The organism is Pseudomonas sp. D3 (genome assembly GCF_029320995.1).
GTDB classification, from domain to species: Bacteria; Pseudomonadota; Gammaproteobacteria; order Pseudomonadales; family Pseudomonadaceae; genus Aquipseudomonas; species Aquipseudomonas paraveronii.
Genome location: NZ_CP119772.1, coordinates 1,589,968 through 1,613,316, shown reverse-complemented (window position 1 = coordinate 1,613,316; position 23,349 = coordinate 1,589,968). Strand labels below are relative to the sequence as shown.

The 23,349-nt window shown below is 59.5% G+C and carries 34 protein-coding genes; 6 read left to right on the top strand and 28 right to left on the bottom strand.

Features of this window, described 5'->3' with window-relative positions:
- Nucleotides 1-64: 64 nt before the first annotated feature.
- Both P3S72_RS07270 and tsaA read left to right on the top strand, forming a co-directional pair.
- On the top strand, nt 65-526 hold the full coding sequence (locus P3S72_RS07270) for a DUF1456 family protein (protein ID WP_247402920.1): 462 nt from the start codon (nt 65-67) through the stop codon (nt 524-526).
- 3 nt (nt 527-529) lie between these two features.
- Entirely contained in the window at nt 530-1,225 is a 696-nt protein-coding gene (gene tsaA / locus P3S72_RS07265; RefSeq protein ID WP_276196794.1) for a tRNA (N6-threonylcarbamoyladenosine(37)-N6)-methyltransferase TrmO, read from the top strand.
- Between the two features lie 117 nt (nt 1,226-1,342).
- On the opposite strand, the gene fpr is transcribed toward tsaA, so the two are convergent.
- Nucleotides 1,343-2,122: a ferredoxin-NADP reductase gene (gene fpr, locus P3S72_RS07260; RefSeq protein ID WP_010563456.1), complete on the bottom strand. Its 780-nt coding sequence runs from the start codon at nt 2,120-2,122 to the stop codon at nt 1,343-1,345.
- A gap of 124 nt (nt 2,123-2,246) precedes the next feature.
- On the opposite strand from fpr, the gene P3S72_RS07255 reads away from it, so the two are divergent.
- A complete protein-coding gene (locus P3S72_RS07255) occupies nt 2,247-3,173 on the top strand; it encodes a LysR family transcriptional regulator (protein WP_247402911.1) in 927 nt (308 codons plus the stop codon).
- 3 nt (nt 3,174-3,176) lie between these two features.
- On the opposite strand, the gene P3S72_RS07250 is transcribed toward P3S72_RS07255, so the two are convergent.
- The 3 genes from P3S72_RS07250 to P3S72_RS07240 form a co-directional block, all read right to left on the bottom strand.
- Nucleotides 3,177-3,539 carry a diacylglycerol kinase gene (locus tag P3S72_RS07250; protein ID WP_247402908.1) on the bottom strand — a complete coding sequence of 121 codons (363 nt, stop codon included), beginning with the start codon at nt 3,537-3,539 and terminating at the stop codon, nt 3,177-3,179.
- A 75-nt stretch (nt 3,540-3,614) separates the two neighbouring features.
- On the bottom strand, nt 3,615-4,265 hold the full coding sequence (erdR, locus tag P3S72_RS07245) for a response regulator transcription factor ErdR (RefSeq protein WP_247402905.1): 651 nt from the start codon (nt 4,263-4,265) through the stop codon (nt 3,615-3,617).
- 252 nt (nt 4,266-4,517) lie between these two features.
- Complete coding sequence (locus P3S72_RS07240) at nt 4,518-5,237, bottom strand: tRNA-uridine aminocarboxypropyltransferase (protein WP_276196793.1); 720 nt, start codon at nt 5,235-5,237, stop codon at nt 4,518-4,520.
- A gap of 210 nt (nt 5,238-5,447) precedes the next feature.
- On the opposite strand from P3S72_RS07240, the gene P3S72_RS07235 reads away from it, so the two are divergent.
- Together P3S72_RS07235 and P3S72_RS07230 are read left to right on the top strand one after the other, a co-directional pair.
- Nucleotides 5,448-5,888 (top strand): PA3611 family quorum-sensing-regulated virulence factor, encoded by a 441-nt coding sequence (locus tag P3S72_RS07235; RefSeq protein ID WP_276197905.1) that lies wholly within the window; start codon nt 5,448-5,450, stop codon nt 5,886-5,888.
- Nucleotides 5,889-6,264: 376 nt separating this feature from the next.
- The gene (locus P3S72_RS07230) at nt 6,265-7,377 is read left to right on the top strand and encodes a TIGR00730 family Rossman fold protein (protein ID WP_276196792.1); all 1,113 of its coding nucleotides are present in this window, start codon (nt 6,265-6,267) and stop codon (nt 7,375-7,377) included.
- A 59-nt stretch (nt 7,378-7,436) separates the two neighbouring features.
- On the opposite strand, the gene recX is transcribed toward P3S72_RS07230, so the two are convergent.
- The 24 genes from recX to P3S72_RS07110 all read right to left on the bottom strand — a co-directional run bounded on the left by recX (nt 7,437) and on the right by P3S72_RS07110 (nt 22,592).
- Nucleotides 7,437-7,904, bottom strand: coding sequence for a recombination regulator RecX (recX, locus tag P3S72_RS07225; protein ID WP_276196791.1), 468 nt, complete (start codon nt 7,902-7,904; stop codon nt 7,437-7,439).
- Between the two features lie 8 nt (nt 7,905-7,912).
- On the bottom strand, nt 7,913-8,971 hold the full coding sequence (gene recA / locus P3S72_RS07220) for a recombinase RecA (protein WP_247408227.1): 1,059 nt from the start codon (nt 8,969-8,971) through the stop codon (nt 7,913-7,915).
- An 83-nt stretch (nt 8,972-9,054) separates the two neighbouring features.
- The gene (locus P3S72_RS07215; protein ID WP_276196790.1) at nt 9,055-9,555 is read right to left on the bottom strand and encodes a CinA family protein; all 501 of its coding nucleotides are present in this window, start codon (nt 9,553-9,555) and stop codon (nt 9,055-9,057) included.
- An 81-nt stretch (nt 9,556-9,636) separates the two neighbouring features.
- Entirely contained in the window at nt 9,637-10,137 is a 501-nt protein-coding gene (locus P3S72_RS07210; RefSeq protein WP_276196789.1) for a lysis system i-spanin subunit Rz, read from the bottom strand.
- Nucleotides 10,125-10,682, bottom strand: coding sequence for a glycoside hydrolase family 19 protein (locus P3S72_RS07205; protein ID WP_276196788.1), 558 nt, complete (start codon nt 10,680-10,682; stop codon nt 10,125-10,127). The genes P3S72_RS07210 and P3S72_RS07205 overlap by 13 nt, the downstream gene beginning before the upstream one ends.
- Nucleotides 10,683-10,704: 22 nt before the next feature.
- A complete protein-coding gene (locus P3S72_RS07200; RefSeq protein ID WP_276196787.1) occupies nt 10,705-11,715 on the bottom strand; it encodes a contractile injection system protein, VgrG/Pvc8 family in 1,011 nt (336 codons plus the stop codon).
- 12 nt (nt 11,716-11,727) lie between these two features.
- Complete coding sequence (locus tag P3S72_RS07195; protein ID WP_017844656.1) at nt 11,728-11,940, bottom strand: tail protein X; 213 nt, start codon at nt 11,938-11,940, stop codon at nt 11,728-11,730.
- Complete coding sequence (locus P3S72_RS07190; protein WP_276196786.1) at nt 11,933-12,316, bottom strand: phage tail protein; 384 nt, start codon at nt 12,314-12,316, stop codon at nt 11,933-11,935. The genes P3S72_RS07195 and P3S72_RS07190 overlap by 8 nt, the downstream gene beginning before the upstream one ends.
- The gene (locus P3S72_RS07185) at nt 12,316-13,482 is read right to left on the bottom strand and encodes a hypothetical protein (protein WP_276196785.1); all 1,167 of its coding nucleotides are present in this window, start codon (nt 13,480-13,482) and stop codon (nt 12,316-12,318) included. The genes P3S72_RS07190 and P3S72_RS07185 overlap by 1 nt, the downstream gene beginning before the upstream one ends.
- A gap of 6 nt (nt 13,483-13,488) precedes the next feature.
- Nucleotides 13,489-13,614, bottom strand: coding sequence for a hypothetical protein (locus P3S72_RS07180; RefSeq protein ID WP_260473885.1), 126 nt, complete (start codon nt 13,612-13,614; stop codon nt 13,489-13,491).
- Nucleotides 13,611-14,183 carry a phage tail assembly protein gene (locus P3S72_RS07175; protein ID WP_276196784.1) on the bottom strand — a complete coding sequence of 191 codons (573 nt, stop codon included), beginning with the start codon at nt 14,181-14,183 and terminating at the stop codon, nt 13,611-13,613. Before P3S72_RS07175 ends, P3S72_RS07180 begins: the two co-directional genes overlap by 4 nt.
- A 51-nt stretch (nt 14,184-14,234) precedes the next feature.
- The gene (locus P3S72_RS07170) at nt 14,235-14,741 is read right to left on the bottom strand and encodes a phage major tail tube protein (RefSeq protein ID WP_017844651.1); all 507 of its coding nucleotides are present in this window, start codon (nt 14,739-14,741) and stop codon (nt 14,235-14,237) included.
- On the bottom strand, nt 14,741-15,907 hold the full coding sequence (locus P3S72_RS07165; RefSeq protein WP_276196783.1) for a phage tail protein: 1,167 nt from the start codon (nt 15,905-15,907) through the stop codon (nt 14,741-14,743). The genes P3S72_RS07170 and P3S72_RS07165 overlap by 1 nt, the downstream gene beginning before the upstream one ends.
- A 2-nt stretch (nt 15,908-15,909) precedes the next feature.
- A complete protein-coding gene (locus P3S72_RS07160; protein ID WP_276196782.1) occupies nt 15,910-16,083 on the bottom strand; it encodes a hypothetical protein in 174 nt (57 codons plus the stop codon).
- 88 nt (nt 16,084-16,171) lie between these two features.
- On the bottom strand, nt 16,172-16,408 hold the full coding sequence (locus tag P3S72_RS07155; RefSeq protein WP_276196781.1) for a tail fiber assembly protein: 237 nt from the start codon (nt 16,406-16,408) through the stop codon (nt 16,172-16,174).
- Nucleotides 16,409-16,419: 11 nt separating this feature from the next.
- Complete coding sequence (locus tag P3S72_RS07150; protein ID WP_276196780.1) at nt 16,420-17,172, bottom strand: hypothetical protein; 753 nt, start codon at nt 17,170-17,172, stop codon at nt 16,420-16,422.
- A gap of 92 nt (nt 17,173-17,264) precedes the next feature.
- The gene (locus tag P3S72_RS07145) at nt 17,265-17,801 is read right to left on the bottom strand and encodes a hypothetical protein (protein WP_276196779.1); all 537 of its coding nucleotides are present in this window, start codon (nt 17,799-17,801) and stop codon (nt 17,265-17,267) included.
- Complete coding sequence (locus P3S72_RS07140; RefSeq protein ID WP_276196778.1) at nt 17,798-18,436, bottom strand: phage tail protein I; 639 nt, start codon at nt 18,434-18,436, stop codon at nt 17,798-17,800. Before P3S72_RS07140 ends, P3S72_RS07145 begins: the two co-directional genes overlap by 4 nt.
- Nucleotides 18,433-19,428: a baseplate J/gp47 family protein gene (locus tag P3S72_RS07135; RefSeq protein ID WP_276196777.1), complete on the bottom strand. Its 996-nt coding sequence runs from the start codon at nt 19,426-19,428 to the stop codon at nt 18,433-18,435. The genes P3S72_RS07140 and P3S72_RS07135 overlap by 4 nt, the downstream gene beginning before the upstream one ends.
- The gene (locus P3S72_RS07130; protein WP_276196776.1) at nt 19,425-19,757 is read right to left on the bottom strand and encodes a phage baseplate protein; all 333 of its coding nucleotides are present in this window, start codon (nt 19,755-19,757) and stop codon (nt 19,425-19,427) included. Before P3S72_RS07130 ends, P3S72_RS07135 begins: the two co-directional genes overlap by 4 nt.
- Before the next feature lie 9 nt (nt 19,758-19,766).
- On the bottom strand, nt 19,767-20,378 hold the full coding sequence (locus tag P3S72_RS07125) for a phage baseplate assembly protein V (protein WP_276196775.1): 612 nt from the start codon (nt 20,376-20,378) through the stop codon (nt 19,767-19,769).
- A gap of 3 nt (nt 20,379-20,381) precedes the next feature.
- Nucleotides 20,382-20,897 (bottom strand): hypothetical protein, encoded by a 516-nt coding sequence (locus tag P3S72_RS07120; protein WP_276196774.1) that lies wholly within the window; start codon nt 20,895-20,897, stop codon nt 20,382-20,384.
- Nucleotides 20,898-20,917: 20 nt separating this feature from the next.
- A complete protein-coding gene (locus tag P3S72_RS07115; RefSeq protein WP_247396242.1) occupies nt 20,918-21,262 on the bottom strand; it encodes a phage holin family protein in 345 nt (114 codons plus the stop codon).
- Between the two features lie 595 nt (nt 21,263-21,857).
- Nucleotides 21,858-22,592 carry an XRE family transcriptional regulator gene (locus tag P3S72_RS07110; RefSeq protein ID WP_078833449.1) on the bottom strand — a complete coding sequence of 245 codons (735 nt, stop codon included), beginning with the start codon at nt 22,590-22,592 and terminating at the stop codon, nt 21,858-21,860.
- 403 nt (nt 22,593-22,995) lie between these two features.
- Between P3S72_RS07110 and P3S72_RS07105 the strand changes: the two genes are divergently transcribed.
- The gene (locus P3S72_RS07105) at nt 22,996-23,235 is read left to right on the top strand and encodes a hypothetical protein (RefSeq protein ID WP_276196773.1); all 240 of its coding nucleotides are present in this window, start codon (nt 22,996-22,998) and stop codon (nt 23,233-23,235) included.
- Nucleotides 23,236-23,349 lie beyond the last annotated feature (114 nt).

Here is a 23,349-nt window from a genome sequence, read left to right as displayed (position 1 = left end):
CTCCCCTTTTTTTGACACCGCCTACGTGGGCGGTGTCCACCGTTGAAAACCAGGATTGCCCACCATGATTCACAACGACGTACTGCGCAGCGTGCGCTACATGCTCGACATCAGTGACAACAAGATGGTCGAACTCATCAAACTCGGCGGCATGGACGTGACCAAGGAAGACCTGCTGACTTACCTCAAGAAAGACGAGGAAGAAGGCTTTGTATTCTGCCCGGATGAGGTCATGGCGCACTTCCTTGACGGCCTGGTGGTTTTCAAGCGCGGCAAGGACGACAGCCGTGCGCCGCAGCCGATCGAAACCCCGGTGACCAACAACATCATCCTCAAGAAGCTGCGCGTGGCCTTCGAACTGAAGGAAGACGACATGCACGCCATCCTCAAGGCCGCCGAGTTCCCGGTGTCCAAGCCTGAGCTGAGCGCGCTGTTCCGCAAGTTCGGCCATACCAATTACCGCACCTGCGGCGACCAGTTGCTGCGCAACTTCCTCAAGGGCCTGACCCTGCGGGTTCGCGCGTAAGCCATGAGTTACCAGGTCTCGCCCGTTGGCTTCGTGCGCTCCTGCTTCAAGGAGAAGTTCGCCATCCCGCGCCAACCGCAACTGGCGCCTGCCGCCCGCGGCGTGCTGGAGCTGGTCGCGCCGTTCGACCACGGCGAGGCGGTGCAGGGCCTGGAGCAGGTCAGCCATGTGTGGCTGCTGTTTCTGTTCCACCAGGCCCTCGAAGACAAGCCCCGCCTGAAAGTGCGCCCGCCACGCCTGGGCGGCAACACGTCCATGGGCGTGTTTGCCACCCGTGCGACCCACCGGCCCAACGGGATTGGCCAGTCGGTGGTGAAGCTGGACAAGGTCGAACCGGGCCGGCTGTGGATCTCCGGGATCGATCTGCTCGACGGCACGCCAGTGTTGGATATCAAGCCATATGTGCCGTATGCCGACATCATCGACAGCGCCACCAACGGCATCGCCAGTAACGCGCCGCAACTGATTCCCGTGCAGTGGCTGAAGACGGCTCTGCACCAGGCACAAGGCCACGCTCAGCGCCTTGCTGAACCGCTGGTGGAGTTGATCGAACAGTGTTTGGCACAAGACCCGCGGCCGGCCTATCAAACGCCTGGGCCTGAGCGTGAATACGGGGCGCGGTTCTGGGACGTGGATGTGCGTTGGCACTATCCCGAGGCGGGCGTCATCTGTGTGCTGGAAGTGATTGCAGCTGAATAAACCGAAAACAAATGTGGGAGGGGGCTTGCCCCCGATGGCGGTCTGTCAGTTGCTACAACTAGCACTGAATCACCGCCATCGGGAGCAACCCCCCTCCCACATTTTTTTTGACCGCGTTTACTTCTCGACGAAGGCGCGTTCGATCAGATAGTCACCCGGTTCACGCATCCGTGGCGAAACTTTCAGGCCGAAGCTGTTCAACACTTCGCTGGTCTCGTCCAACATGCTTGGGCTGCCGCACAGCATGGCGCGGTCGTCCTCGGGGTTGATCGGTGGCAGGCCGATATCGCGGAACAGCTTGCCACTGCGCATCAGGTCGGTCAGGCGACCTTGGTTTTCGAACGGCTCGCGGGTCACGGTGGGGTAGTAGATCAACTTTTCACGCAGGGCTTCGCCGAAGAATTCATTCTGCGGCAGGTGCTCGGTGATGAATTCGCGGTAGGCGACTTCGTTGACGTAACGCACGCCGTGGCACAGGATCACTTTTTCGAAACGCTCATAGGTTTCCGGGTCCTGGATCACGCTCATGAACGGCGCGAGGCCCGTACCGGTGCTGAGCAGGTACAAGTGCTTGCCCGGCTTCAAATCGTCAAGCACCAGGGTGCCTGTCGGCTTTTTGCTGATGATGATCTCATCGCCTTCCTTCAAGTGCTGCAACTGGGAAGTCAGCGGGCCATCGGGCACCTTGATGCTGAAGAACTCCAGATGCTCTTCCCAGTTCGGGCTGGCGATCGAATAAGCGCGCATGAGCGGGCGGCCGTTGGGCTGTTGCAGGCCGATCATCACGAACTGACCGTTCTCGAAGCGCAAGCCCGGATCGCGGGTGCACTTGAAGCTGAACAGAGTGTCGTTCCAGTGATGAACACTGAGGACACGCTCGTGGTTCATGTTGCTCATGTACGGGGGACTCCTGGAGATGGGTCTGCGCCAAATGATAAGTGCGCAATTGCACAGCATTCTAATCGCGGCGACAATATCTGTTAACTGGATTATTAAGATAAGGGTTATCGGTTATATCGATATGCGATTTACTCTCCGTCAACTGCAAGTCTTCGTCGCCGTCGCCCAGCAGGAAAGCGTCTCACGCGCTGCTGGCCTTCTGGCCTTATCTCAATCCGCCGCCAGCACCTCAATCACCGAGCTGGAGCGTCAATCCAGCTGCCAATTGTTCGATCGGGCGGGTAAACGCCTGAGCCTCAACGCCCTCGGCCGTCAGTTGTTGCCCCAGGCGGTCGCCCTGCTGGACCAGTCCAAGGAGATCGAAGACCTGCTCAACGGCAAGTCCGGTTTCGGCTCGCTGGCCGTCGGCGCCACGCTGACCATCGGCAATTACCTGGCCACGCTGCTGATTGGCAGCTTCATGCAGCAGCACCCCGAGAGCCAGGTGAAGCTGCATGTGCAGAACACTGCGCACATCGTGCACCAGGTCGCGCATTACGAAATTGACCTGGGTCTAATCGAAGGCGACTGCAGCCACCCGGATATCGAAGTGCAAACCTGGGTGGAAGATGAACTGGTGGTGTTTTGCGCGCCTCAGCATCACCTGGCCCAGCGCGGCGTAGCCACCATGGAAGAATTGACCCATGAAGCGTGGATTCTGCGCGAACAAGGCTCGGGCACGCGGCTGACCTTTGATCAGGCCATGCGTCATCATCGCAGCGCACTGAATATTCGCCTGGAGCTGGAACACACCGAAGCGATCAAACGTGCGGTGGAGTCGGGGCTGGGGATTGGCTGCATTTCCCGGCTGGCGCTGCGCGATGCCTTCCGCCGTGGCAGCCTGGTGCCGGTAGAAACCCCGGACCTGGACCTGGCCCGGCAGTTCTACTTCATCTGGCACAAGCAGAAGTACCAGACCTCGGCGATGCGCGAGTTTTTGGAACTGTGCCGCGCCTTTACCGCCGGGGTTCAGCGCAGCGACGAAATCGTGCTGCCGAGCATTGCCTGAGGCTTAGATCAGGATCACGGCCCACACCAGGGCGATCATGGTCAGTGCCACGAATTGCGCGGCGCTGCCCATGTCCTTGGCGTTTTTCGACAGCGGGTGGCGGTCCAGGGAAATGCGGTCGATGGCCGCCTCCACCGCTGAGTTGAGCAACTCGACGATCAATGCCAGCAGGCACACCGCAATCAACAGCGCCCGTTCGACGCGGCTGACATGCAGGAAAAAACTCAGTGGGATCAGGATGACGTTCAGCAACACCAACTGACGGAATGCCGCCTCACCGGTGAAGGCGGCGCGCAGGCCGTCCAGGGAATAGCCCCCTGCGTTAAAGATACGTTTGATACCGGTTTGACCCTTGAAAGGCGACATAGATGTAGGCAACTGAACCAAAGAAGTGGGAAAACTAGATCACGCAAAGTCAAAAAAGCGTGAATCGGCAACAGCTTAATGCTGCGAAATTGACTCAAGTTGTTGCAAGAGCAACGCCGCCTGGGTTCGCGTGCGCACCCCCAGCTTGCGAAAGATCGCGGTGACGTGGGCCTTGATGGTCGCTTCCGACACGCTCAACTCGTAGGCGATCTGCTTGTTCAACAAACCTTCGCACACCATGGTGAGTACCCGAAACTGCTGAGGCGTCAGGCTGGCCAGGCCATCACGGGCAGCCTTGGCTTCGTCGGACACATTGATTTCTTCAAACGCCTGCGGCGGCCAGGACACATCGCCATCCAGCACCGTGCGCACGGCTTTCTGGATATCTTCCATGGAGCTCGACTTGGGAATGAAACCGCTGGCGCCAAACTCCTTGGAGCGCACCACCACATCGGCTTCTTCCTGGGCCGAGACCATCACCACGGGGATCTGCGGGTATTGCCCGCGTAACAACACCAGCCCTGAAAATCCGTAGGCCCCGGGCATGTTCAGGTCGAGCAGCACCAGGTCCCAGTCGGATTTTTCGGTGAGGCGGGTTTCCAGCTCGGCAATGCTGGCCACTTCAACCAGACGTACATCCGGGCCCAGGCCCAGCGTTACTGCCTGATGCAGCGCACTGCGAAACAGCGGGTGGTCATCAGCTATCAGGATTTCGTATGTGGCCATTGATTAAATGATCCTGTTTTTTTTGGCAGCCCTGATGGGTTCAGGGTTCGCCAATACACAAGGCAACGGCCAGGCAGCCATCACCACAGGGCATGCTCAACGTCAAAAGCACCTGAAACGACGTTGGAAATTCACGGTTGCGCCCTGATCGGCGCCCAGCATGCCCAGCGTAGCCTGGGTGGTCAAGCACTACGCCAATGGGCAGTTTAGCGGCGGTTGGATTCACAGTGCCATCATGCAAACGTCGTCTGGTTATACCGCCGGGATGTAGGGCGCTAGACGAGTATGGACGATATCCGTCAAGTCCAGCGGTAACTGGAACTTGGCGGCCAGATAATGGGTGCTGAACACGTCGAGGTAAGCGTCCAGCACTTCGCTGGCCGCGCAGTCGTCGGCCAGCTCCAGGCACAGCGCGGCGACTTCGGCGGTGCAGAAATGATCATCACGCTTGGAACGACGCAGTTTGTAGCGCGACAGCTGTTCCGGAGCCAGGCTGAGGACCGGCAAATGCTCCAAATAGGGACTTTTGCGGAACATCTTGCGCGCCTCGCTCCACGTGCCGTCCAACAGGATAAACAGCGGGCGCTTGCCCTCCCCTACCCTGACCTCACTGACCACCCGTTCCGGCGTCACGAATTCGCCGGGGAACACGATGTAGGGTTGCCACTGCGGGTCAGCCAGCAGGGTGAGCAATTCGGGATCAACCTCGGTGCGCGACCAGGCGAACGCGCTGGTGTCATCGATCACATCGGCGATCAGCCAGCCGGTATTGCTGGGCTTCATCGGTTCGACGTCGTGCATCAACAGGCACATCGCAGACTGGGCCTGGACCTTGGGCCGCCAGGCACACAAGCAATACGCGGGGATCACCCGGCAGCCGGGGCAGCGCTCGGCACGCGAACCCCGATTGACGAAAGGCCTGATGGCGCGCGCCAGGCGCTGGGTACGCAGACGAGAGACGGCGTGGCTCATCGGATGCGCCGCACGGAAGGGAAAATCGACACTGAGGGAACTCGAGGAAGGCTTAAGTGGCCGCAGTTTACCAGAGCCACACTCACTTCCCAGCAATACGCCTGGCTGTACTGGCCGGGGCTCACCTATAATTGCGCGCCACTGAACGCACAGCCCAGTGGCTGGTCTATGCACCAGTAACCGAATCAGGAGAGTTTCATGCTGCGTTCCATGCTGCGTTCCATGCTGCGTCTTGTCGCCCCATCCGTCGCCCTTGCGCTGGTCTTGCCTGTTGGCGCCCAGGCGGCCTCGCTGCTGGAGGCCCAAATGAACAAGAAGCTGCAAAGCGTCGCGGCTGAAAGCAACAAGGACCTGCCCCGGGAAATCGATGAAAAAACCCTGGAAATGGCCTACACCGTTGAAGGCCTGCAGTTGATCGATCACCTCAGCGTGCAGCCTGATCGTGCCGAACAGATGCGCGCCAACCCCAAGGCGGTGTATTTCCAATTGGGGCAAAGCGTGTGCCTGAACAAGGGTTACCGTGAGCTGATGGCCAAGGGCGCGGTGATGCGCTACGAGATCACCGAAAACAAGACCAACCGCCCGGTGGCATCGGTGAAATTTGTCGAAGCGGACTGCCCGGCACCGGCGGCGGCGAAGAAGAAAAAGTAAGTCGCACATGCCCCTCGCGCGCTGCTGTCCAGTGGCGCGCGCTTCCCTCGTTTGCGTTTTCCACCAAGCGCTGCACGTTGTGACGTGAGACCAATAAGCGGTTGCCAGCCAAGGGTTTTTCGGCCCATGATCGACTCATCCTGACAGCCCGCCAGCCCCAATTCCCACGCTGTTCTGTAACACTTTCAGGGCAAAACAGAGTTGTCCTCCTGCCACGTGCAGTACAAAGGTTTTTAAATCACAAGGAACATACAGAGCCGCGCTTTGCCGCTTGGCGAACACTGTGCAATGCCTTGGCACGCTGCGACACATGCCGTGTCGTGGCCACGGACGAATCTCGCCGCCAGCCCAGGCTCTGTGAAGAAGGAGAAGTTGAATGCCTTACGAACCGAATGAGCGCCTGCTCCAGCATTTTGAAGCGAATGGGGTCGACCTCACGCAGCAGGTCGAAGCTCAACTCCAGTTGATCGCCCCCGACAGCCCGAATATTCCTCTTTATCGCGACATGATCCTCACCGCGCTGCGCATGGCCCAAGACGACCGCAGCCGCTGGAACGCCAAAATCACCTTGCAAGCTATCCGCGAACTGGACCACGCCTTCCGCGTGCTGGAACAGTTCAAGGGGCGCCGCAAGGTTACCGTGTTCGGCTCGGCGCGCACGCCGGTGGAAAGCCCGCTCTACGCCCTGGCCCGAGAAGTGGGCGCGGCGCTGGCGCGCTCCGATCTGATGGTGATCACCGGCGGCGGTGGCGGCATCATGGCTGCCGCCCACGAAGGTGCGGGCCTGGAGCACAGCCTGGGCTTCAACATTACCTTGCCGTTCGAGCAACATGCCAACCCGACCATCGATGGCACCGAGAACCTGCTGTCCTTCCACTTCTTCTTTACGCGCAAGCTGTTCTTCGTCAAAGAGGCCAATGCGCTGGTGCTGTGCCCGGGTGGTTTCGGCACCCTGGATGAAGCGCTTGAAGTGCTGACGCTGATCCAGACCGGCAAGAGCCCGCTGGTGCCGGTGGTGTTACTCGATGCACCAGGCGGCGGTTTCTGGCAAGGCGCCCTGGACTTTATCCGCAGCCAACTGGAAGCCAATCGCTATATCCTGCCCACTGACCTGAAGCTGGTGCGCCTGGTGTACAGCGCCGAAGCAGCGGTGGACGAGATCAACCAGTTCTACGCCAACTTCCACTCTACCCGCTGGCTGAAGCGCGAGTTTGTGATGCGCATGCATCATCCGCTCAGTGATCGGGCGCTGGCTCATGTGCAAAAAGAGTTCGCCAGCCTGCGGCTGAGCGGAGACTTCCAGCAGCTCGCCTATACCGGAGAAGAGCATGATGAGCCGCAGTTCAGTCATCTGACGCGACTGGTGTTCAACTTCAACGGGCGTGATCAGGGCCGGTTGCGGGAATTGGTGGATTACATCAACTTGCCGGAGAACTGGGCGCAGGCTCAAGGTAAGACGCAACAACGGGCGGCGCCGGAGCCCGCGTGATTTTTGAACAAAAAAAAGGCCCGCTATTTTCATAGCGGGCCTTTTGCTTTTTGCTCTGTTCAGTCGTCCATGTCCCGACCGCTGAAGAGGCGGCTGATCATTTCCATCGAAAACCCGCGATAACTCAGGAAGCGCCCTTGTTTCGCGCGCTCTCTGGCATCAATCGGAAGATGCCCAGAGAACTTGCGACGCCAGGTATCTTCCAGTTGCGACTGCCAACTGATACCGCACTCGCGCAGGGCGAGGTCGATGTCGGCGCGTTGCAGGCCGCGCTGGCTCAGTTCTTCACGAATGCGCGCAGGACCATAACCAGAGCGCGCTCGGTAGGACACAAAACTTTCGAGGTAACGGGCTTCCGACAGCAACCCTTCTTCCGTCAAGCGGTCGAGGGCACTGTCGATCATCTCGGCAGACGCACCGCGCTGACGCAGTTTACGCGTCAGTTCGACTCGACCATGCTCGCGGCGCGCGAGTAGGTCCATCGCAGTGCGCCGAACGGCGACGAGTGTATCCAGCACAACGGTCATCGTTTGGTTCAGACGTCAGTGTCGACTTCTTCCATTTCGTCAACCGGCGCACGGTTGGCAGCAGCTTTCACGTCCGGCGCAGGAGTCAGCAGCTTGTCGCGGATCTGCTTCTCAAGCGTGGCGGCGATATCCGGGTTGTCCGCCAGGAACTTGGCCGAGTTGGCCTTGCCCTGACCGATTTTGCTGCCGTTGTAGGCATACCAGGCACCGGATTTCTCGACAAAACCGTGCAGCACGCCCAGGTCGATCATCTCGCCGTTCAGGTAGATGCCTTTGCCGTAGAGAATCTGGAACTCAGCCTGACGGAATGGCGGGGCCACTTTGTTCTTCACGACCTTGACGCGGGTTTCGCTACCAACAACCTCGTCACCTTCTTTCACCGCGCCAGTACGGCGGATGTCCAGACGAACCGAAGCATAGAACTTCAGCGCGTTACCACCCGTGGTGGTTTCCGGGCTGCCGAACATGACGCCGATTTTCATCCGGATCTGGTTGATGAAGATCACCAGGCAGTTGGCGTTCTTGATGTTACCGGTGATTTTACGCAGCGCCTGGGACATCAGACGGGCTTGCAGGCCCACGTGCATGTCACCCATTTCGCCTTCGATTTCAGCTTTCGGCACCAGGGCCGCCACGGAGTCGACCACGATCACGTCGATGGCGTTGGAGCGCACCAGCATGTCGGTGATTTCCAGGGCTTGCTCACCGGTGTCCGGCTGGGAAACCAGCAGGTCGTCGACATTGACGCCCAGCTTGCCAGCGTATTCAGGGTCCAGGGCGTGCTCGGCGTCGACGAACGCGCAGGTGGCGCCCATCTTTTGCGCCTGGGCAATCACCGACAGCGTCAGGGTGGTTTTACCAGAAGATTCAGGACCGTAGATTTCAACGATACGGCCTTTTGGCAGACCGCCAATGCCGAGCGCGATGTCCAGACCCAGAGAGCCAGTAGAAATAGCCGGGATCGCCTGACGGTCGTGATCGCCCATACGCATTACGGCACCCTTGCCGAATTGACGTTCGATCTGACCCAGGGCCGCAGCCAAGGCTTTCTTCTTGTTCTCGTCCATTAAAGTCCTCACGTAATCAATAAGGCCTGACGGCCAACACCTGTATAAGTAGACAGTATTGTTCCACAAAGATCGGAGATCGCCTACCCCTGATTTTCTATTTCTGCTGCAGCTCGTCGCAACAAGCCCTCTAGCGCGGCCTTTACCGTTTGTCGGCGGACCTCGTCGCGGTTGCCGGGGAAGTGCTGGCGCTCGGCCGTGACCTCGACACCCACGCCGAAAGCCAGCCATACCGTGCCTACCGGCTTGTCCGGCGAGCCGCCATCGGGGCCGGCCACGCCGCTGACCGCCACGGCAAAGCGCGCCAGGCTTTTTTCCTGGGCGCCCCTGACCATGGCCTCGACCACCTCGCGACTGACGGCCCCCACTTTGCCGAACAGCGCCTCCGGCACATCCAACTGCCGAGTCTTCTGCCGGTTGGAATAGGTGACATATCCCGCCTCGAACCACGCCGAACTCCCGGGTATCCGCGTGATGGCTTCGGCTATGCCGCCACCGGTACACGACTCGGCAGTGGTGACGTGGGCATTGAGCACCTGTAAACGTCGACCCAGTTCAGCGGCAAGTGGGGTGATTTCTTTCACGGTCGTCTCCTGGAGTGGGCGGGCGTTTGCCTACCCTACAGGAGCCCATCAGCCATGCAAGTTGCAGCATGCCTCAAGACACTAACGCACGATGGCCCGCACATACGCCTGACAGCCACGCAAGGCGATCACGGCGTTATCACCGTCGTCGGTGATGGCGATAATTCGCTGAGCATGCGCCGGGTCAAGTCGGGCTCGTGGGGCTGCATGAACCACGCCGCCGGTGGTGGTGGGGGCTGGCATTGCGCAGCCACTGGCGCAGTCACCGGTGTCGAGAAGGACTGACAACCGCACATCAGCAGTGGCCAGGCGATCGCGCAGAGCGGCCTGATTACGTTGTGCATCGCTCAACTCCCGAGCATGTTGCTGGTCGCTGGCGCTGAGTTGTTGCTCAAGCGCCCGCCGTTGGTCCTGCTGCGCCTGTTGCTGGCGCAAGGCTAGCTGGTTTTGCTGGCTGAGCACCTGCGCCTGGGCCGCCGATTGCGCCTCAAGCTGCGCGCCATAGCGCCAGGCTTGCACCTGCCACACGAACGCGCTCAGCAGGCATACGCCGATCAGGCGCCAGGCCGCTAGGAAACGCATAGCACCGCCTTTGCGCGCGCCCACAATCGCAAACGCTCCTCCAGGCCGTTGAGACCGCCGTTGATGCGCCGGGTGATGGTGCTGAACTGGTCGTTGTCCGCGAGTTCGTTCAGGCCGTTGCTGTGCCAGAACCAGGCGGCGGATTCGGCGGCCCATTGCGGTTGTTCCAGCAATTGCGGTTGCAGCAGCAGGCGCTCGTCGCCAAACAGCGCGTGGCTACAGATTAAATAGTTGCGACGCCCGGTGATCTGAATCAGCCCCCTGCCCCGGTACTTCTGGCCGTCGCCATCCGCTTCGGGGGTGTTGCCTAGGCGAGCAGCCAGGGTGCCGGTATCGTATTTGCTCAGGTATTGATCGCTGCCCAGTTCGCGGACATAGCGCAACTCGCCGGATTCGTGGCCGATCTGGGCGAGGCAAGCGGCGAGGCGTTTGGGAGTAGTGATCGCGTACCGAGCGAATGCCGTGTTTAACGAGGATAGAAAAACGCCCGCGCTAAGGCGAGCACCCGGCATGACGTAAAGCAACTGGGGCAGTGTTATCAGCATGAGTCCTACTCCGTAAAAGGCATTACGCCGACAACCCGCCGGCTGTGACCGAACTGCGATAGCCCGTCACCGGGTCGCCTACGTGCGTCACCTTGGTAATCGACCAGCGTCCCTGCATGTAGGAAGGCCAGGTGTCATCCAGCAGCAACAACCCTTCGGCCGACAACAGCGGGTTCCCCGGACAATCGATCAGCAACTTGAGGTCTTCACGCCCCACGCGGCGCAACTCCCCTTCAGCCACCGCCCGCGCCTCAGCTTCGTTCTGACAGCGCTGGCGCAAAGTTTTGAACGGCGCAATCCCGACCTGAACCACGCGCTGCCTGCACGCGGCGGCATCCCACCAGGTGACGCGGCTGCCCTGGTATTTGGAACGCGACGTTTCGTCGAGCTTGGCGGTGATGAATGCTTGATTGCCGGGGCGATTGTCCTGAGTGACCGACAGTTTCACGTCCGGCAGTTGCTGGCCGGAGAGCGACATGAGCTGCCCGGCCTCGGCGAGCACGTACAGTTCGTTGATCGGTTTGGTGACGGCGCCATAGCGTTTGGCCAGGCGGGTGATGAACGCCATGTCGCTTTCATTGGATTGGTCGATGTGAGCAATCGCAATGCCTTCCAGCGTCGGCGCCACCCGCGGTGAATAGCCGTGGCGGCTGACCAGTTGGCGAAACAACGCGCCCAGGGTGATCGGTCCATAACTGGCGGATCGACGCTGGCGATAACCACTGGCATCGCCCGCGCTGAAGGGCGCCGCGGTGGCGACGATCATCAGGCGCATGGGAAACAGCACCGGCGTGCGCTGGGTGATGACAAACTCGCCTTTTTCCACCAAGCCAGACTCCTTATAACCGACGCGCAAACCGATCTTGCCACTCAGGCTCGGCAGGCCCTCCAGACCCTCGATGTTGATCGTCAGTTCAAGGCGGTCGGACTCAATGCCCGCCGCGTCGGTGTGGCTCCAGTGCATCAGACGTTGATTGAGCAGCGCCGCGTTGGCGCCATAGAACTCCACAATGGGCGTAAATCCCTGAGCCATGTAGCCTCCTTCTTAATCCCAGGCCGAAACGAGGCGCAGCGCAGCCGGCCGCGACGCCATTTCCGGCACGATCACCCACACGCCAGCCGGTAGCACCGGGCCGTATTCGGCAAGCGTGGGGTTCAAGCGCCAGAGGGTTTCTTCCGCGGCATCATCGCAACGTCCCAGTTCGCGGTAGAGCAGCAGGTTGACTGAATCACCGGCAATACTTCGCACTCTACGCATTGACGAATTCCTCCAGTTCAAGGGTCCAGGTCATGAGCATGGCGGTGCCGTCATCGATCACGTTGCTTTGGGTTTCCATCACCGAATTGATCCGCCACAAGCCCCAGTTGCGGCCGATACCATCCACCAGCGGCAGCGGCACGCATTGATTTTGCAAGGCGCGCAGCTCGTCCAAGCGTTGCATCCCCACGCCGTACATCACCGTGCCGCCGAAGGTGAGTTTTTCCAGTTTCTGGCCGTTCTGTCGCGACTGCGATTTGCTCGCGATAATCGTCAGGTCAGCCCAGCCGCCGTCGCTGTTACGGGTCAGCGAGGAATAGGCAAACCCACGGGCGAGTCCAAAAATGAAATCGCCCAACACCATCTGTTGTCGCATCAATCACCTCCTGGATCGGCCAGTGCCGCGTTGCGCCGGAGCCCGAGGGTGTCGGAGAGCATCGGCATGCATTGGAATTGCAGGGCCTGGATCACTTGGTTGACCACCTGCTGGGCATCGGCGGGGTTAACGCCGGTGATCTGGATGCTGGGGGCAAGGGTGACTTGCACGTTGTCCGAGCGCGCGCTGTTGAGCTCCTTGCTGACGGCGTTGGGTGCGGGCAGGCGGTCACCTGGGCTGAACAGTTTGTCCCCGAGCCAAGCGCCCGCCTCACTGCCGAGCAAGCCGCCGATTGCGCCGCCTACAGCCGTGCCGATGCCCGGGAAAACCAGGGTGCCGATGGCCGCACCAGCGGAGGCGCCGGCCCAGGCGCCACCGGCTGTAGACAGGCCGGTGGCGACTGTTTTCGCGTCGCCATCGCGTATGCCCTGGATCACATTGATGGCCGTGTCGGCATACTTTAACGGGCCAAGGCCACGGGGGACGGGCAACGCCCGCCACAGCGTCGACTTGCCGGTTTTCTTACCGGAAGTCTTTTTCCCGCCAGTACGGTCATAGCCAGGCGGCAAGATGATGCTCGGGGTGGTGGCGCCACGAAGAGATTCGCCGCGGCAGCAGCAGTCCTTGTCCTTGTCCTTGTCTTTGTCGTCTTTGAGCCACTTGCCGGCTTTGGGAAATTTTTGCGCCAGTGCATCGATGGCCTTGCCCGAGACCCTGCTCTTGACCGTATCCCACAAACTTGAGCCCACATCCTTGGCAATGGTCTTCGCCGCATCGGCCCCGAACTGTAGGCCTTTGTCGACCCAGGAGTTGGCTGCCGGCGGCGGCTCTTTGGGCTGACTGTTCTGCGCCTGCGAGGCGGTATCGACCGTCCTGAGCACCAGTGAATCGCTGGTAATGAATAACGTGCTGTTGAGCGTTTCCAACGTCTCACGCAGCCGCACTTGCTCCAGGGTCAAGGCGTTGATATCCAGGCTCACCGTGACCAGCGCCAAGCCGAGTTCCGACGATGGCTGCGGTTCGGCATCCAGGCTTGAAGGCCCGACAAAACTATCGGGAAGGGGGGTCAGCACCCTGTTGAGCGTCGCATCGTTGGACAGGGCCGCAAAGGTCATCCAGCGCTTGTCTTCCTCGGCGAGCCTGATCTCGTATTGAGTCTCTTGCATCCCGCTCTACTCCTGTTTGACGCCAAGGCGATTGATCGCGATGTCGTAGCGGCGCAGTGCTTTTCCGGCGTCCCAGTCGAGGATTTCCGCTTCATTGACCGAGTAAATCAGCGGCACCACGTCGAGAATCACTTCGATGTCGCGCTCCGAAAGAAGTCCGCCGGTTTGTTTAAAAAATCATCGATGCGCTCCTGCAACTCCGTCCAGTCAGGCACGGTCAGGCCAGCCAGGTCGGGAATCATCAGGCCGGTGCAGTGGGCGGTGATGAACTCGGCGCGGTCTTTATTAGTGGCGAGCTTTTTCATCACTTTGGTGGCGCGCAGGGCGGGCATTTCCAGGGGCAATGCGCTGAAGGTGCGGCCGGCGGCCTCCAGGGGCAGCAACAATTGAACGGGCTCGTCGAAGGTCGGCGCGTCAAGCGGGTCCAGGAAGAACCACGCTGGGCGAGTCGACATTTCGTGTACGTACTGGGCGATGCTCACGTAGTCCGGGCGCTTGAGTTGGTCGAGCTCTTTTTCCGACAGGCCGGTGGCGAGTTTCGCCAGTTCGAAAAACTGGTCGTCCTCATCATCACCGGCCCGGGCCAGCGCGTCTTTTTGCGCGGCGTAGAACAACGGTTTGAGTTGAACCTGCTGGATCGTCGCGCCGGAGTCGGCGGTGATCGGGGACAGCAGGAGGTGCAGCGGCGGCATCCAGGCCATGGGGCAATTCCTTGGTCGAGTGGGGGGGCGAGCGCGCCCGCCCCCGAGGGTTTACGGCATCAACACCGCACGGCGGGCGTCGCCCAGAATGTCGACGCCGTTGAGGACGAACTTCTGGGTACGCACGTCGATGTCGATCACCGAGATGCCGTTTTCCAGGCGGTTATAGGTGCGGCAAGACAGCTCCAGCGTGGTGGTGGCCTTCTCGCCCATCTTCAGCTTTGCCTCCTCCAGGGATTTGAGCTTGCCGCCCACGGTGTGGTAGGTGAAGTAGGTCTTGCCGTCCTGGTCCTGGCCGGCTTCACGCACGTTCAGCAGAATGTCGTCCCCCATCCGCACGCCCAGGGCCAGCATGATTTCCGGGCCGGCGCCTTGAAGGATCAGCTTGGCATTGAGCACTTTGCCGCTCTTGGCCATTTCCTCGGCAATGAAGCGCCCGCCGGACATGGACTCCATGTCGAACTCGATCTTCGGCGGGGTGAATTCTTCCACGGTCGCGGACAGCGGCAGGCCTTGGAGGGTGGCCGCAATGGCCTGTCTGACTCGGTTGGTAAACATTAGAGAACGTCCTCCAGGAACTGCTCGATGATTTCATCGCGGGCATTGAGTTGATAAATCATGTGTTCGTTCGGCGCGTAGCGGCCGTAGTCGATAACGATGAACCAGGTACCGTTCTTGTACTTCTCGACACTGTTCAACTCCGGATGCAGGTACACGCTGCCACCGGGGATGGTTTCGTCAGCGACCAGGGTTTGCAGCCAGTCGTTGATGCGCTTGACCTCTTGGTCCATGAAGGACTTGGTGAGGTTCTTGGCCATGGCCTTCTGCCCGGCCTTGACCAGCTTGCGGCTGATGGCGTCTTCCAGGCCGACGTAGCTGATGAACTTGCCGGTGATGGCGCGGTTACCCAGCAGCGAAAAACCGCCGAGGATGGTGCGAGCGTAGTAGCTCACGCCGTAGCGATTGAGCAGGTCGCCTTCGGTGGATGTGTCGAGGATGTTGTACTCGACCACGCGAGAAACGTCCTCGGCGAAGGTCACCTGATTACCCGGGCTTTCCCACTGCTTGACCTTGGCCAGTGCAGCGATGGCCAGGGACGACGGCGAAAGAAACACGTTCTTCTTCGCCGCCTTGGAGTACACCGACGGCATGTTGTGTACCAGCAGGCAACGGTCGAAGCCAAGATCGGCACCGCCCAGCTCGCCGCTGTAGGTCACCTGATCGGCAACTGAGGCGTCCTTGCCATCCAGCACCACGCGGGCCTTGATGCGCTTGCCGAAGGCGGCGAACTCGCCCGCCACGGCCTTGGTGCCAGTGAAGCCTGGGGCGCCGATGATGGTCAGGTCTTCCGGGACACTGCTCAGGGCCGCCAGGCCGAGTTTGCGCCCGGTAATCGGTTCGTTACCGCCGATCACATTGTTGAGCGTGTCAGCCGGGGTCGCGCCCTCCTCCACGATCACCACGTAGACCGGCACCTTGACCACTTTGAGGATCTGGTACACCGCCTGAAACAGCGTGCCCGACTCACTGCCGCTAGGGTCCAGCAGCGCCTGGGTGGTGAAGCTGTTGATGCGGAACGGGGCGTTTTTCGGGATCGATGCATGCGCATTCGGCGCGGTGCCGACCAGACCGATGACGTTGTCACCCAGGCCACCCATGGCCTCGGGGGATTCGGTGGCATTGACGGTGATGCCGTTGTGCTCGAAGTTCAGAACTTCTGCCATGGTTATTCAGCCTTCTTGGGGGTGGTATCGAGGACGCTGGTCAGTTCCAAGCGGCCGGCGGTGCGCAGGGCGGATGCTTCGACGTCCAGCAGTTCCAGTTCCTGGCCGGCGGTGGACCAATGGCCGGCGCCGGTGGGGAATGGGATTAGGACGGTGTAGGTTTGGCGGTTAGGCATGGTGGGAAAATCTCCGGGTGTAGAACGCCAAAGCCCCTGCGGGAGGGGCTTTGGGGGGGCGAAAAAAAACCGCTTTCGCGGTTGTGTGTTACTTCAGGAAGGTCGGTTTTTCAGGCCATACAATTGCGTCAGGATCAGTGCCTTGATCTGGGATATCACGCAACCCCTGACGATAGGCCACGAAGGCCGGGCGATCTTTGTCCGTCATTGGGTAGTCGGGCATTGCAGCGTAATCGCTAGCAGCCAGATCAACATCACGAGCTTTACGGATTAGTGTCCATTTAATCAGCGGATGAATCTCAGCAAGTGCAAACTCAGGTTTCATTAATTCTCTCCTTAACCCAAAGCCAACATAGTTCCCCAGTCGACTGGGTGAGTGACAACACCTGTACAGGCGCCAGCAAGCATGACTTCGACCAATCCGGAACTAGATGTGCGCATCGGATGAATATGCATATAGTGAGAAAAGAGCCCGGTCGGCGTTACGACCATAGAACACCAGCGCCACTTACCCTTTTCATTTCCAGTAGTCCAAGTGCCATTAACGGAACCCTCCACCACACGAACAAAAGCGCCAATCGTCATATACGTATTGAGTGGTACAGGCGTTGTCCCACTCAATCGATCCATATCGATAGCACACGGGAAGGCGAGCCAAGGACTGACACTATCCTCAGACCATTTCATTTGCCAGACATGAATCGGATTTCGCCAATATTCGGCTGACCAGATGTCGAACCCAGGAAACTTTTCGCTCACATCGGCCTGAACCTTCCTCATAAAATCGACGTCTTCCTGAGGGCGTCCCGCCGACTGAGACGCTTGTGTAATTGTCCGTACCTTTGTCGCCGTAACTTGAGTATGAACATACCAACCGTCAATCAGTTTACCTGTTGCATCAGGTGCCATATGGAAGTTTTTCGTAATCGCCATTCTCGGTATGAGGCGATTCAAACTCAAAAGTTGCTCTTCATATTTTTTCCGAGCTTCTGCAAGGGCGCTATCAATCTCGCCCACCTTACCCGACACCATAGTGGTTAAATTATTTGCCGCGCTGACAACGGCTGCCAATTGCTGTTCAGTACTCAAAGTGTAAACTCCTTATTCCACTGGTCATCCTTGAAGGTTCTTAATCAAACCAATAAGTTGTTTCTTGCTCACTAAATCAATCAATTAGTTATCTATTTCGTCCTCATTTCCAATGCCATAACTCGAAAAATGACTCCAATACCCCGTGTCATATTGTCAATGCTCGCAGCCGAGAGCGAAGCCAGCTCTTCCGTCAGCAAGATATTAAGGTTTTCAGCCCCCACCACCACCGTCACGCTCTCCGCCGGCAACGGCGAAACATCCAACGTAAACTTCTGCAGCACCCGAGCCGCCGCCGCTTTATACGTCAGCAACTTCCCTGCAACGGAATACACCGCCAACAGCGTCCCACTGGCGAGGTAAAAACCAAACTCACCAATCTCATACTCGCCTTCGCCATCGAACAGCGCGGCCATCCTGAGTTGGCGCTCGCCCAAATCCTCGTAATCCACAATGGCGACCCGCTGGCGCTCGTCACGCAAGGCCACTTCCGTGCCGTCAGGGTTGTAGCGGCCGGTGCCGGCGCCGATGTGGGTGATTTCGCCTTTCAAGCCCTGGTTCTTTGCCTGCAGCACTTCATCCAAACCTTTGGAGGTGAAGCGCACCAGGCGCGTAATGTCATCTGTCATGGCTGCGCCCTGAGGTCGTAGTCGTTAATGGTGTAGTGCCGGGCAACGCCGGCACTGTTAAGTCGAGCGCCCAAGGCAAGTTCGGGTAATACGCCCTGCAGGCTGAACTCGCTGTCGTTAAACGGGGCGTGGACAATCGCGGTCAGGCCAAGGCGTGCTTGCGTCTGGTGAACCACGGTAATCGTCGCCTGGTCGCGCTCGCTCTTCGCGGCGTTGATACGGCGGATCAAGCGGTTATGGTCGCCGCTGGACCAACTGCGCCCGATGATCGCCTGCACATCGAAGGTGTAAGGCACGCCCAGCGGCCGCTGTTGATACCAGGCGCTGATGTTGGGGCTGAAACCCAGCGACTCCACCGCATAACTCAAGGCCTTGGGCGTGCCCGCCTGGCGCTGGATCTGCCAGGACAAGCCCACGGTGAGACGCTTTTCCGCCTCGCTGGCATCCGCGTCCCATTCGCTGACGCCCCGATCGGCGGCCAGGTAGGGAAGGAATTCGGAGGGTGTTTGCAGCGGGTTCATCAATGCCGGAAACGGCGGCATGACCCGTTCCAGCAAGTGGCCAAACGCCAGGTCCAACGCCTTTTCCAACGGCGAGCTATTGGCGGGCAACAAACTCGATTTGGATTCACTCATAGCGTGCGCACCTCCACCTCGACGCCCGTGCAATACGGTGCCTGGAACGCCGAGCAGACAATCGGCGCCAGCGGTTCAAGGATTTGCAGTTGCGCCGCTCCGGCACTGTGGATGGCGTAGTCGATCCAGCTCGGGTCCACTCGCCCTTCCAGGCGGTGGCAGGACTCGGCGTAGGTTTGCAGCAACTGCTGCGCGGCCACTTGGGTCAGGCCCGAATCCGGGCCGGCGTTGATCTTGGCCACGACGCGAATCTTGTAGCGTTGGATCTGCGCACTTTGGACCGTGACGAGATCCGTTTCCGGCCGTACATCGGGCCGTGCGAAATGTCTGCGCACGCCGTCAAGCAAATCGGCAGAAGGGGTTCCATCACCGTCCCTGGACAGCACCGTCACCCTCACCTCACCGGGGGCGGTGCGTCGGCCGTTGCCATCCTTGACCTGCGCCGCATAGCCATCCGGGTCGAAGGTATAGGTGACCGTGACGACACCCGGTGTCGCGCTTTGCACGTTCACCGCCGGTCGTTCGCCGAGGGTGAACACCTCGCGGCGATACTGCATGCGCGAACCCGCCGCCGGCGCGTGGGGCGCCAAGTAATAGCGCAGCCGTGCGTCGTCGTCGCTTTCCAATGTCGGCGGCACCGGCGGGAAGGCCGCCGGGTCACCGGGGTCCAGCACCTGGCGCTCCAGCCCCATATCGGCCAGGCGTGCGTCGAGGTTACTGCCGGTGGCCCACCACGCAAGCATCTGCTTGATGCGCGCGTTGTACTTGCGTTCGTGGGTTTGCAGGCGCACGCAAAACGCTTCCAGGGCCAGGGTCAGCAGTTCGCTTTCGTTGTCGAGGCTGACCTTGAGTTTGGCGGCGCTTTGCGGCGCACGGGTGGCGACGTAGTCGATGACAAACGCCTTGAACTCCGCCAGCAACGGCTCGAACGCGTCGACGGTAATGATCGCCGGCTCCGCCAGTTGGTTCTGGCCAGGGATCAGCATGCTCATGTCATGACCTCGAAGGATTGTTGGCGGTTTTTCCAGGTGCCGGCAAACCGCAGCAACAGGCCGGCGCCCTGGCGGGTGGCGACGATGACTTGGGGTTGAAAGTCGGCGATGCCGTTCTCGACGTTATAGAACGCTTGGGCGGCGTGGCTTTGGGCGAGGATCAAGAGGTCGTCGCCGAGGTTCTGCCCGAGCAGTTGGGGGATCAGCGAGCCGTACAACGGACGCTTCTGGCGAGTGCCCACGGGGGTGGTCAGCGCTCGGGTGGCGCGCTGCACGAATTGCAGCCAGTCATCGACGGCTGCCCCGGTGTTCCTATCGATTCCGATCATGGCAAATCCTTATGCGGTGCTGATCACGCGGCCCTGGTGATCCACCAGCGGGCCGCTCAAATGCACGCCGCCAGCATCCAATAGCAGGCCGACGGCGCCGAGTTGCAAGGTGATGTGGTTGGCGGTCAGCCGCAGCGTGGCGGCGCCGATCTTCGCTTCGATCTGTTCGCGGGAGCCGCTGAAGACGGTTGGTCCGTTCGTCCAGTTGAACGTGTGGCTGGCGTCGTCATAGTCACTTTGTGTGCCGTCCTGATGGCGGCGCCGGGTCACCGACGCAACGCTGGAGACCGGCGGAAACAGACTACTGTTGAGCCCGAAAAGCGCCACCGACTGCGCAGCGCCTTCCCCGCCGCCATAGTTGAGCAGCAAGCATTGTTCGCCCACTGACGGAATCCGCGTTTCAGTCTGCGCCCCCGCACTGGGGTTGAAAAAACGAATCGCTGGAGTGAGCAAATCACCGTGGCTGACGGTGCAGGTATTGCTGGCGGCGTCGACCTGCTGGCAGATGCCGATCCGACAGTAGCCTTCAGCACGGCGGTACAGATCTTCGAGCTGGGCCTCCATTTCCGCCAGGCGCTCGACGATCGGTCCCAGTTGCATGCGTAACAGCGCATCGAACATGGACTACTCCTGCAAGGGTCGGTATTGGTCAGGATCGTCGATACTCGAAACTTCCCACGTGCAGGCAAACAGAGGTTTTCCAGTGGGATCTTCGAGTAATGGCGGGCCGAGGTAGATGTTTTGGGTGAAGGACACTGTCCAGGTGTCGTAATCCGTTTCGGCACTGCCCTGTAGGGTCGGTGCCGCGACGATGGCGGTTGGTAGGTCGCACTGATCCGCCGGCAGGCCCCAGCGATTATCGAGGGCCAAATCCATCAATTGGCTGGCCAGGTCGCAGGCGTCGTAAGGCGCCGAACCACTGGCAACACTGGCCATGAGTGACACCGACAGTGCATGGGCCTTACGCCCTTCAAGGGATCGAACGCCGGGGCCGTTGCGTTCCACGGTAATCAGCACGCCGGTTTTATCCCCGGCGCCCTGGAAGTCCTGGTGATTGCCCACGCGCAATTGTGGGAAGGCGCCCTTGAGCGCTTCACCAATTGCGATGGGCAGTTGGGAAGGTTTTTCGATAAATGTCATGAGTCGCGTCCTTGCAGCGGTTACTGCTGATCCGGGCGGGAGGGCGGGGCCTCGTTTACGCCAATGCGCTTGGCCGCCCAACGTTCATATAGGCCGATGGCGACGTCCGCACCGGCCATGGCTGTCAGGCAACCGAGGGCGCCGGCGGTCCAGATCGACATCCCGGCGGCGTACAACAGCATCAACGCCGAGACCCCGCAGACCATGCACGCCCCAGACCGCAGCGCCAGGCGCCGGATCAGCGACCAACCACGGGCGCCCTCCTTGTCGGCGCGCCACATTTCGCCGGAAACTCCGCCGATCAGCGCCAGTACGATCACCAGCCAGATAGGCATTTCCGCTAACGCTTGCTGCTCGTTTGTCATGTCACGCCTCCTGGCAGAGCAATGCCGGCAGAATGCCGGTGTTTGGGTAAATCCATTTATAGGTAGGCATTCCAAAAAGCCCGGTTGCCCGGGCTTTTCAGTAATGCGGTCCTCAATCTTTCGGCGCTACTGGCGCGGTACGGATCTTTCCTCGATGTTTTTCCGACCACGATCCCTGTCTGCCGGATAACTGCTTCTGGTGCTTTACGCTGCACACCCGGGTCAGTTGCCAACCCTCTGAACCGTTAAGGCCGGTTCATCGCTGCCTGTTCTTGTAAAACGGTGAAACTAAAGAGCGTCGGCATCCTTGCCGGTGTTGCTTGGCATCCCTGCCATCGCTTCGATGGCGTCCGTGCCGATGTTGCGTGCCTTCCTTGTCTTCCTTGGCAGCATCCTTGCCGCCTCCACCGGACCTTGTTGGCCGGCTTGAGACAAAGAATATGCATGTATGCATATACAGTCAATGCACAAGTGCATTTATTTTCAGCATGAAAATGCACTGATGCATTTAGAGCCTTGCTAGCAAAGGGTTTGATGTCTTTCAACGGACGAAAAAAAGCCCGCTCATTGGCGGGCTTTGTCTTACGCGAGAAGGTTAACGGGCGTACATGCCCCACCAGAAGACGTGACCGAGGATGCTGATCTGTTCATCCTGGATGTCCTGGAAGCTGTAGTCCTCGTCCGGGTGCTCATCGCGGTTGAAACTGCGCAGGCGAATCCCGGAAGGCAGGCGATAGAGCTGTTTGACCCGCAACTGGCCATTGTGATTGATGGCGTACAAGTCGCCATCGACGATGTCGCCAATCGCGCTCTTGCCCGCATTCACCCCCACCGTCGCGCCATCACGCAGCACCGGCAACATGCTGTTGCCGCGCACCGTCACGCACTTGGCCTGGTCGAACTGCACGCCGTTATGCCGCAGGCTGCGCTTGCCGAACCGCAGACTGGCCTTTTCGCTTTCCTCGATGACGAATCTTCCTGATCCAGCAGCCAATTCAACCTCACGCAAAAAGGGGATCGACACCTCGTCGTCATTCACGGGGGTGTCGTCATCCCACAGGCTTATGTCCTTGAGTTCCGAATGCATCGGGTCGCGCCCGTCATCCCGCGAAACGCCCACCGCCGCGCGCCCGCGCAGTTGGTCGGTGCTGACGCGGAAGTACTCGGCGATGCGGGAGATGTGCTTGTCCGAGGGGTCAACGATCTTGCCGCTGAGGATCCGGGACAGCGTGGATTGAGGCACGCCGGTACGCCGGTGAAGCTCCGTGGGGGAGATCCGGTCGCGGTCCAGCAGCTCTCTTAAGACGATAGAAACGTTGCGTTTTTGCATAAAGCGGATAGTGACGACAGATTTCAGGCTTGGCAAATGCTAATTTGCATTGACTATGCATTTTTATGCATTTTCCGTGACTTTTGAGCGGGCCTGCGAACGGTCGACCTCGCGTGTTAACCTTGCCGCCATCGCAAAATCAGCTGGGCCAAGCGCCCCCTTTGCCCCACTCCTTTTAACGAATTCGCTAATTATCTGATGAGTAAAAACACTTCCGATCTGTCCAGCCACACCCCAATGATGCAGCAGTATGGGCTGGAGAAGGCCACAAGCCACTAAATACGTGACCTACAGAGATCTCCTGTCTAAAACTCTAGTCTCATTTGGCGCCCTTTACACCCAATGAATGCGTGCTAGGTTGAGGTAGTTTTAGACAGATAAATCAAATCGATCGAGGTGCAAAATGGGGTTCAATGATCACGGTAACGAGGACTTGCGTCTGGCGTATGACGATCTGATCAATGAGGGGCTGATTGACCCATCTTCAGATGAGGCTGGGGTAGCGAGGCAGGTAATTGAGCAGGGTTTCGATTCTATGTCCCCCAAGCAAAAGCATATCTATGAAGCACGCTTCGAACCTGTTCTGGTGCTCAGAGCAAAGCGGCTTGAAGTGCAGCGCGTCATTGACTCCAACCCGGGTTGACAGCCCTGCCATACGCCTGGCAAGCCCGCAGCGCGACCAATCCTTGATGTTCTCGGCCTCACCTTGTAAGCATTCTCCTACATTGTGCATGGCGTAATGCTTCCATCCATCATT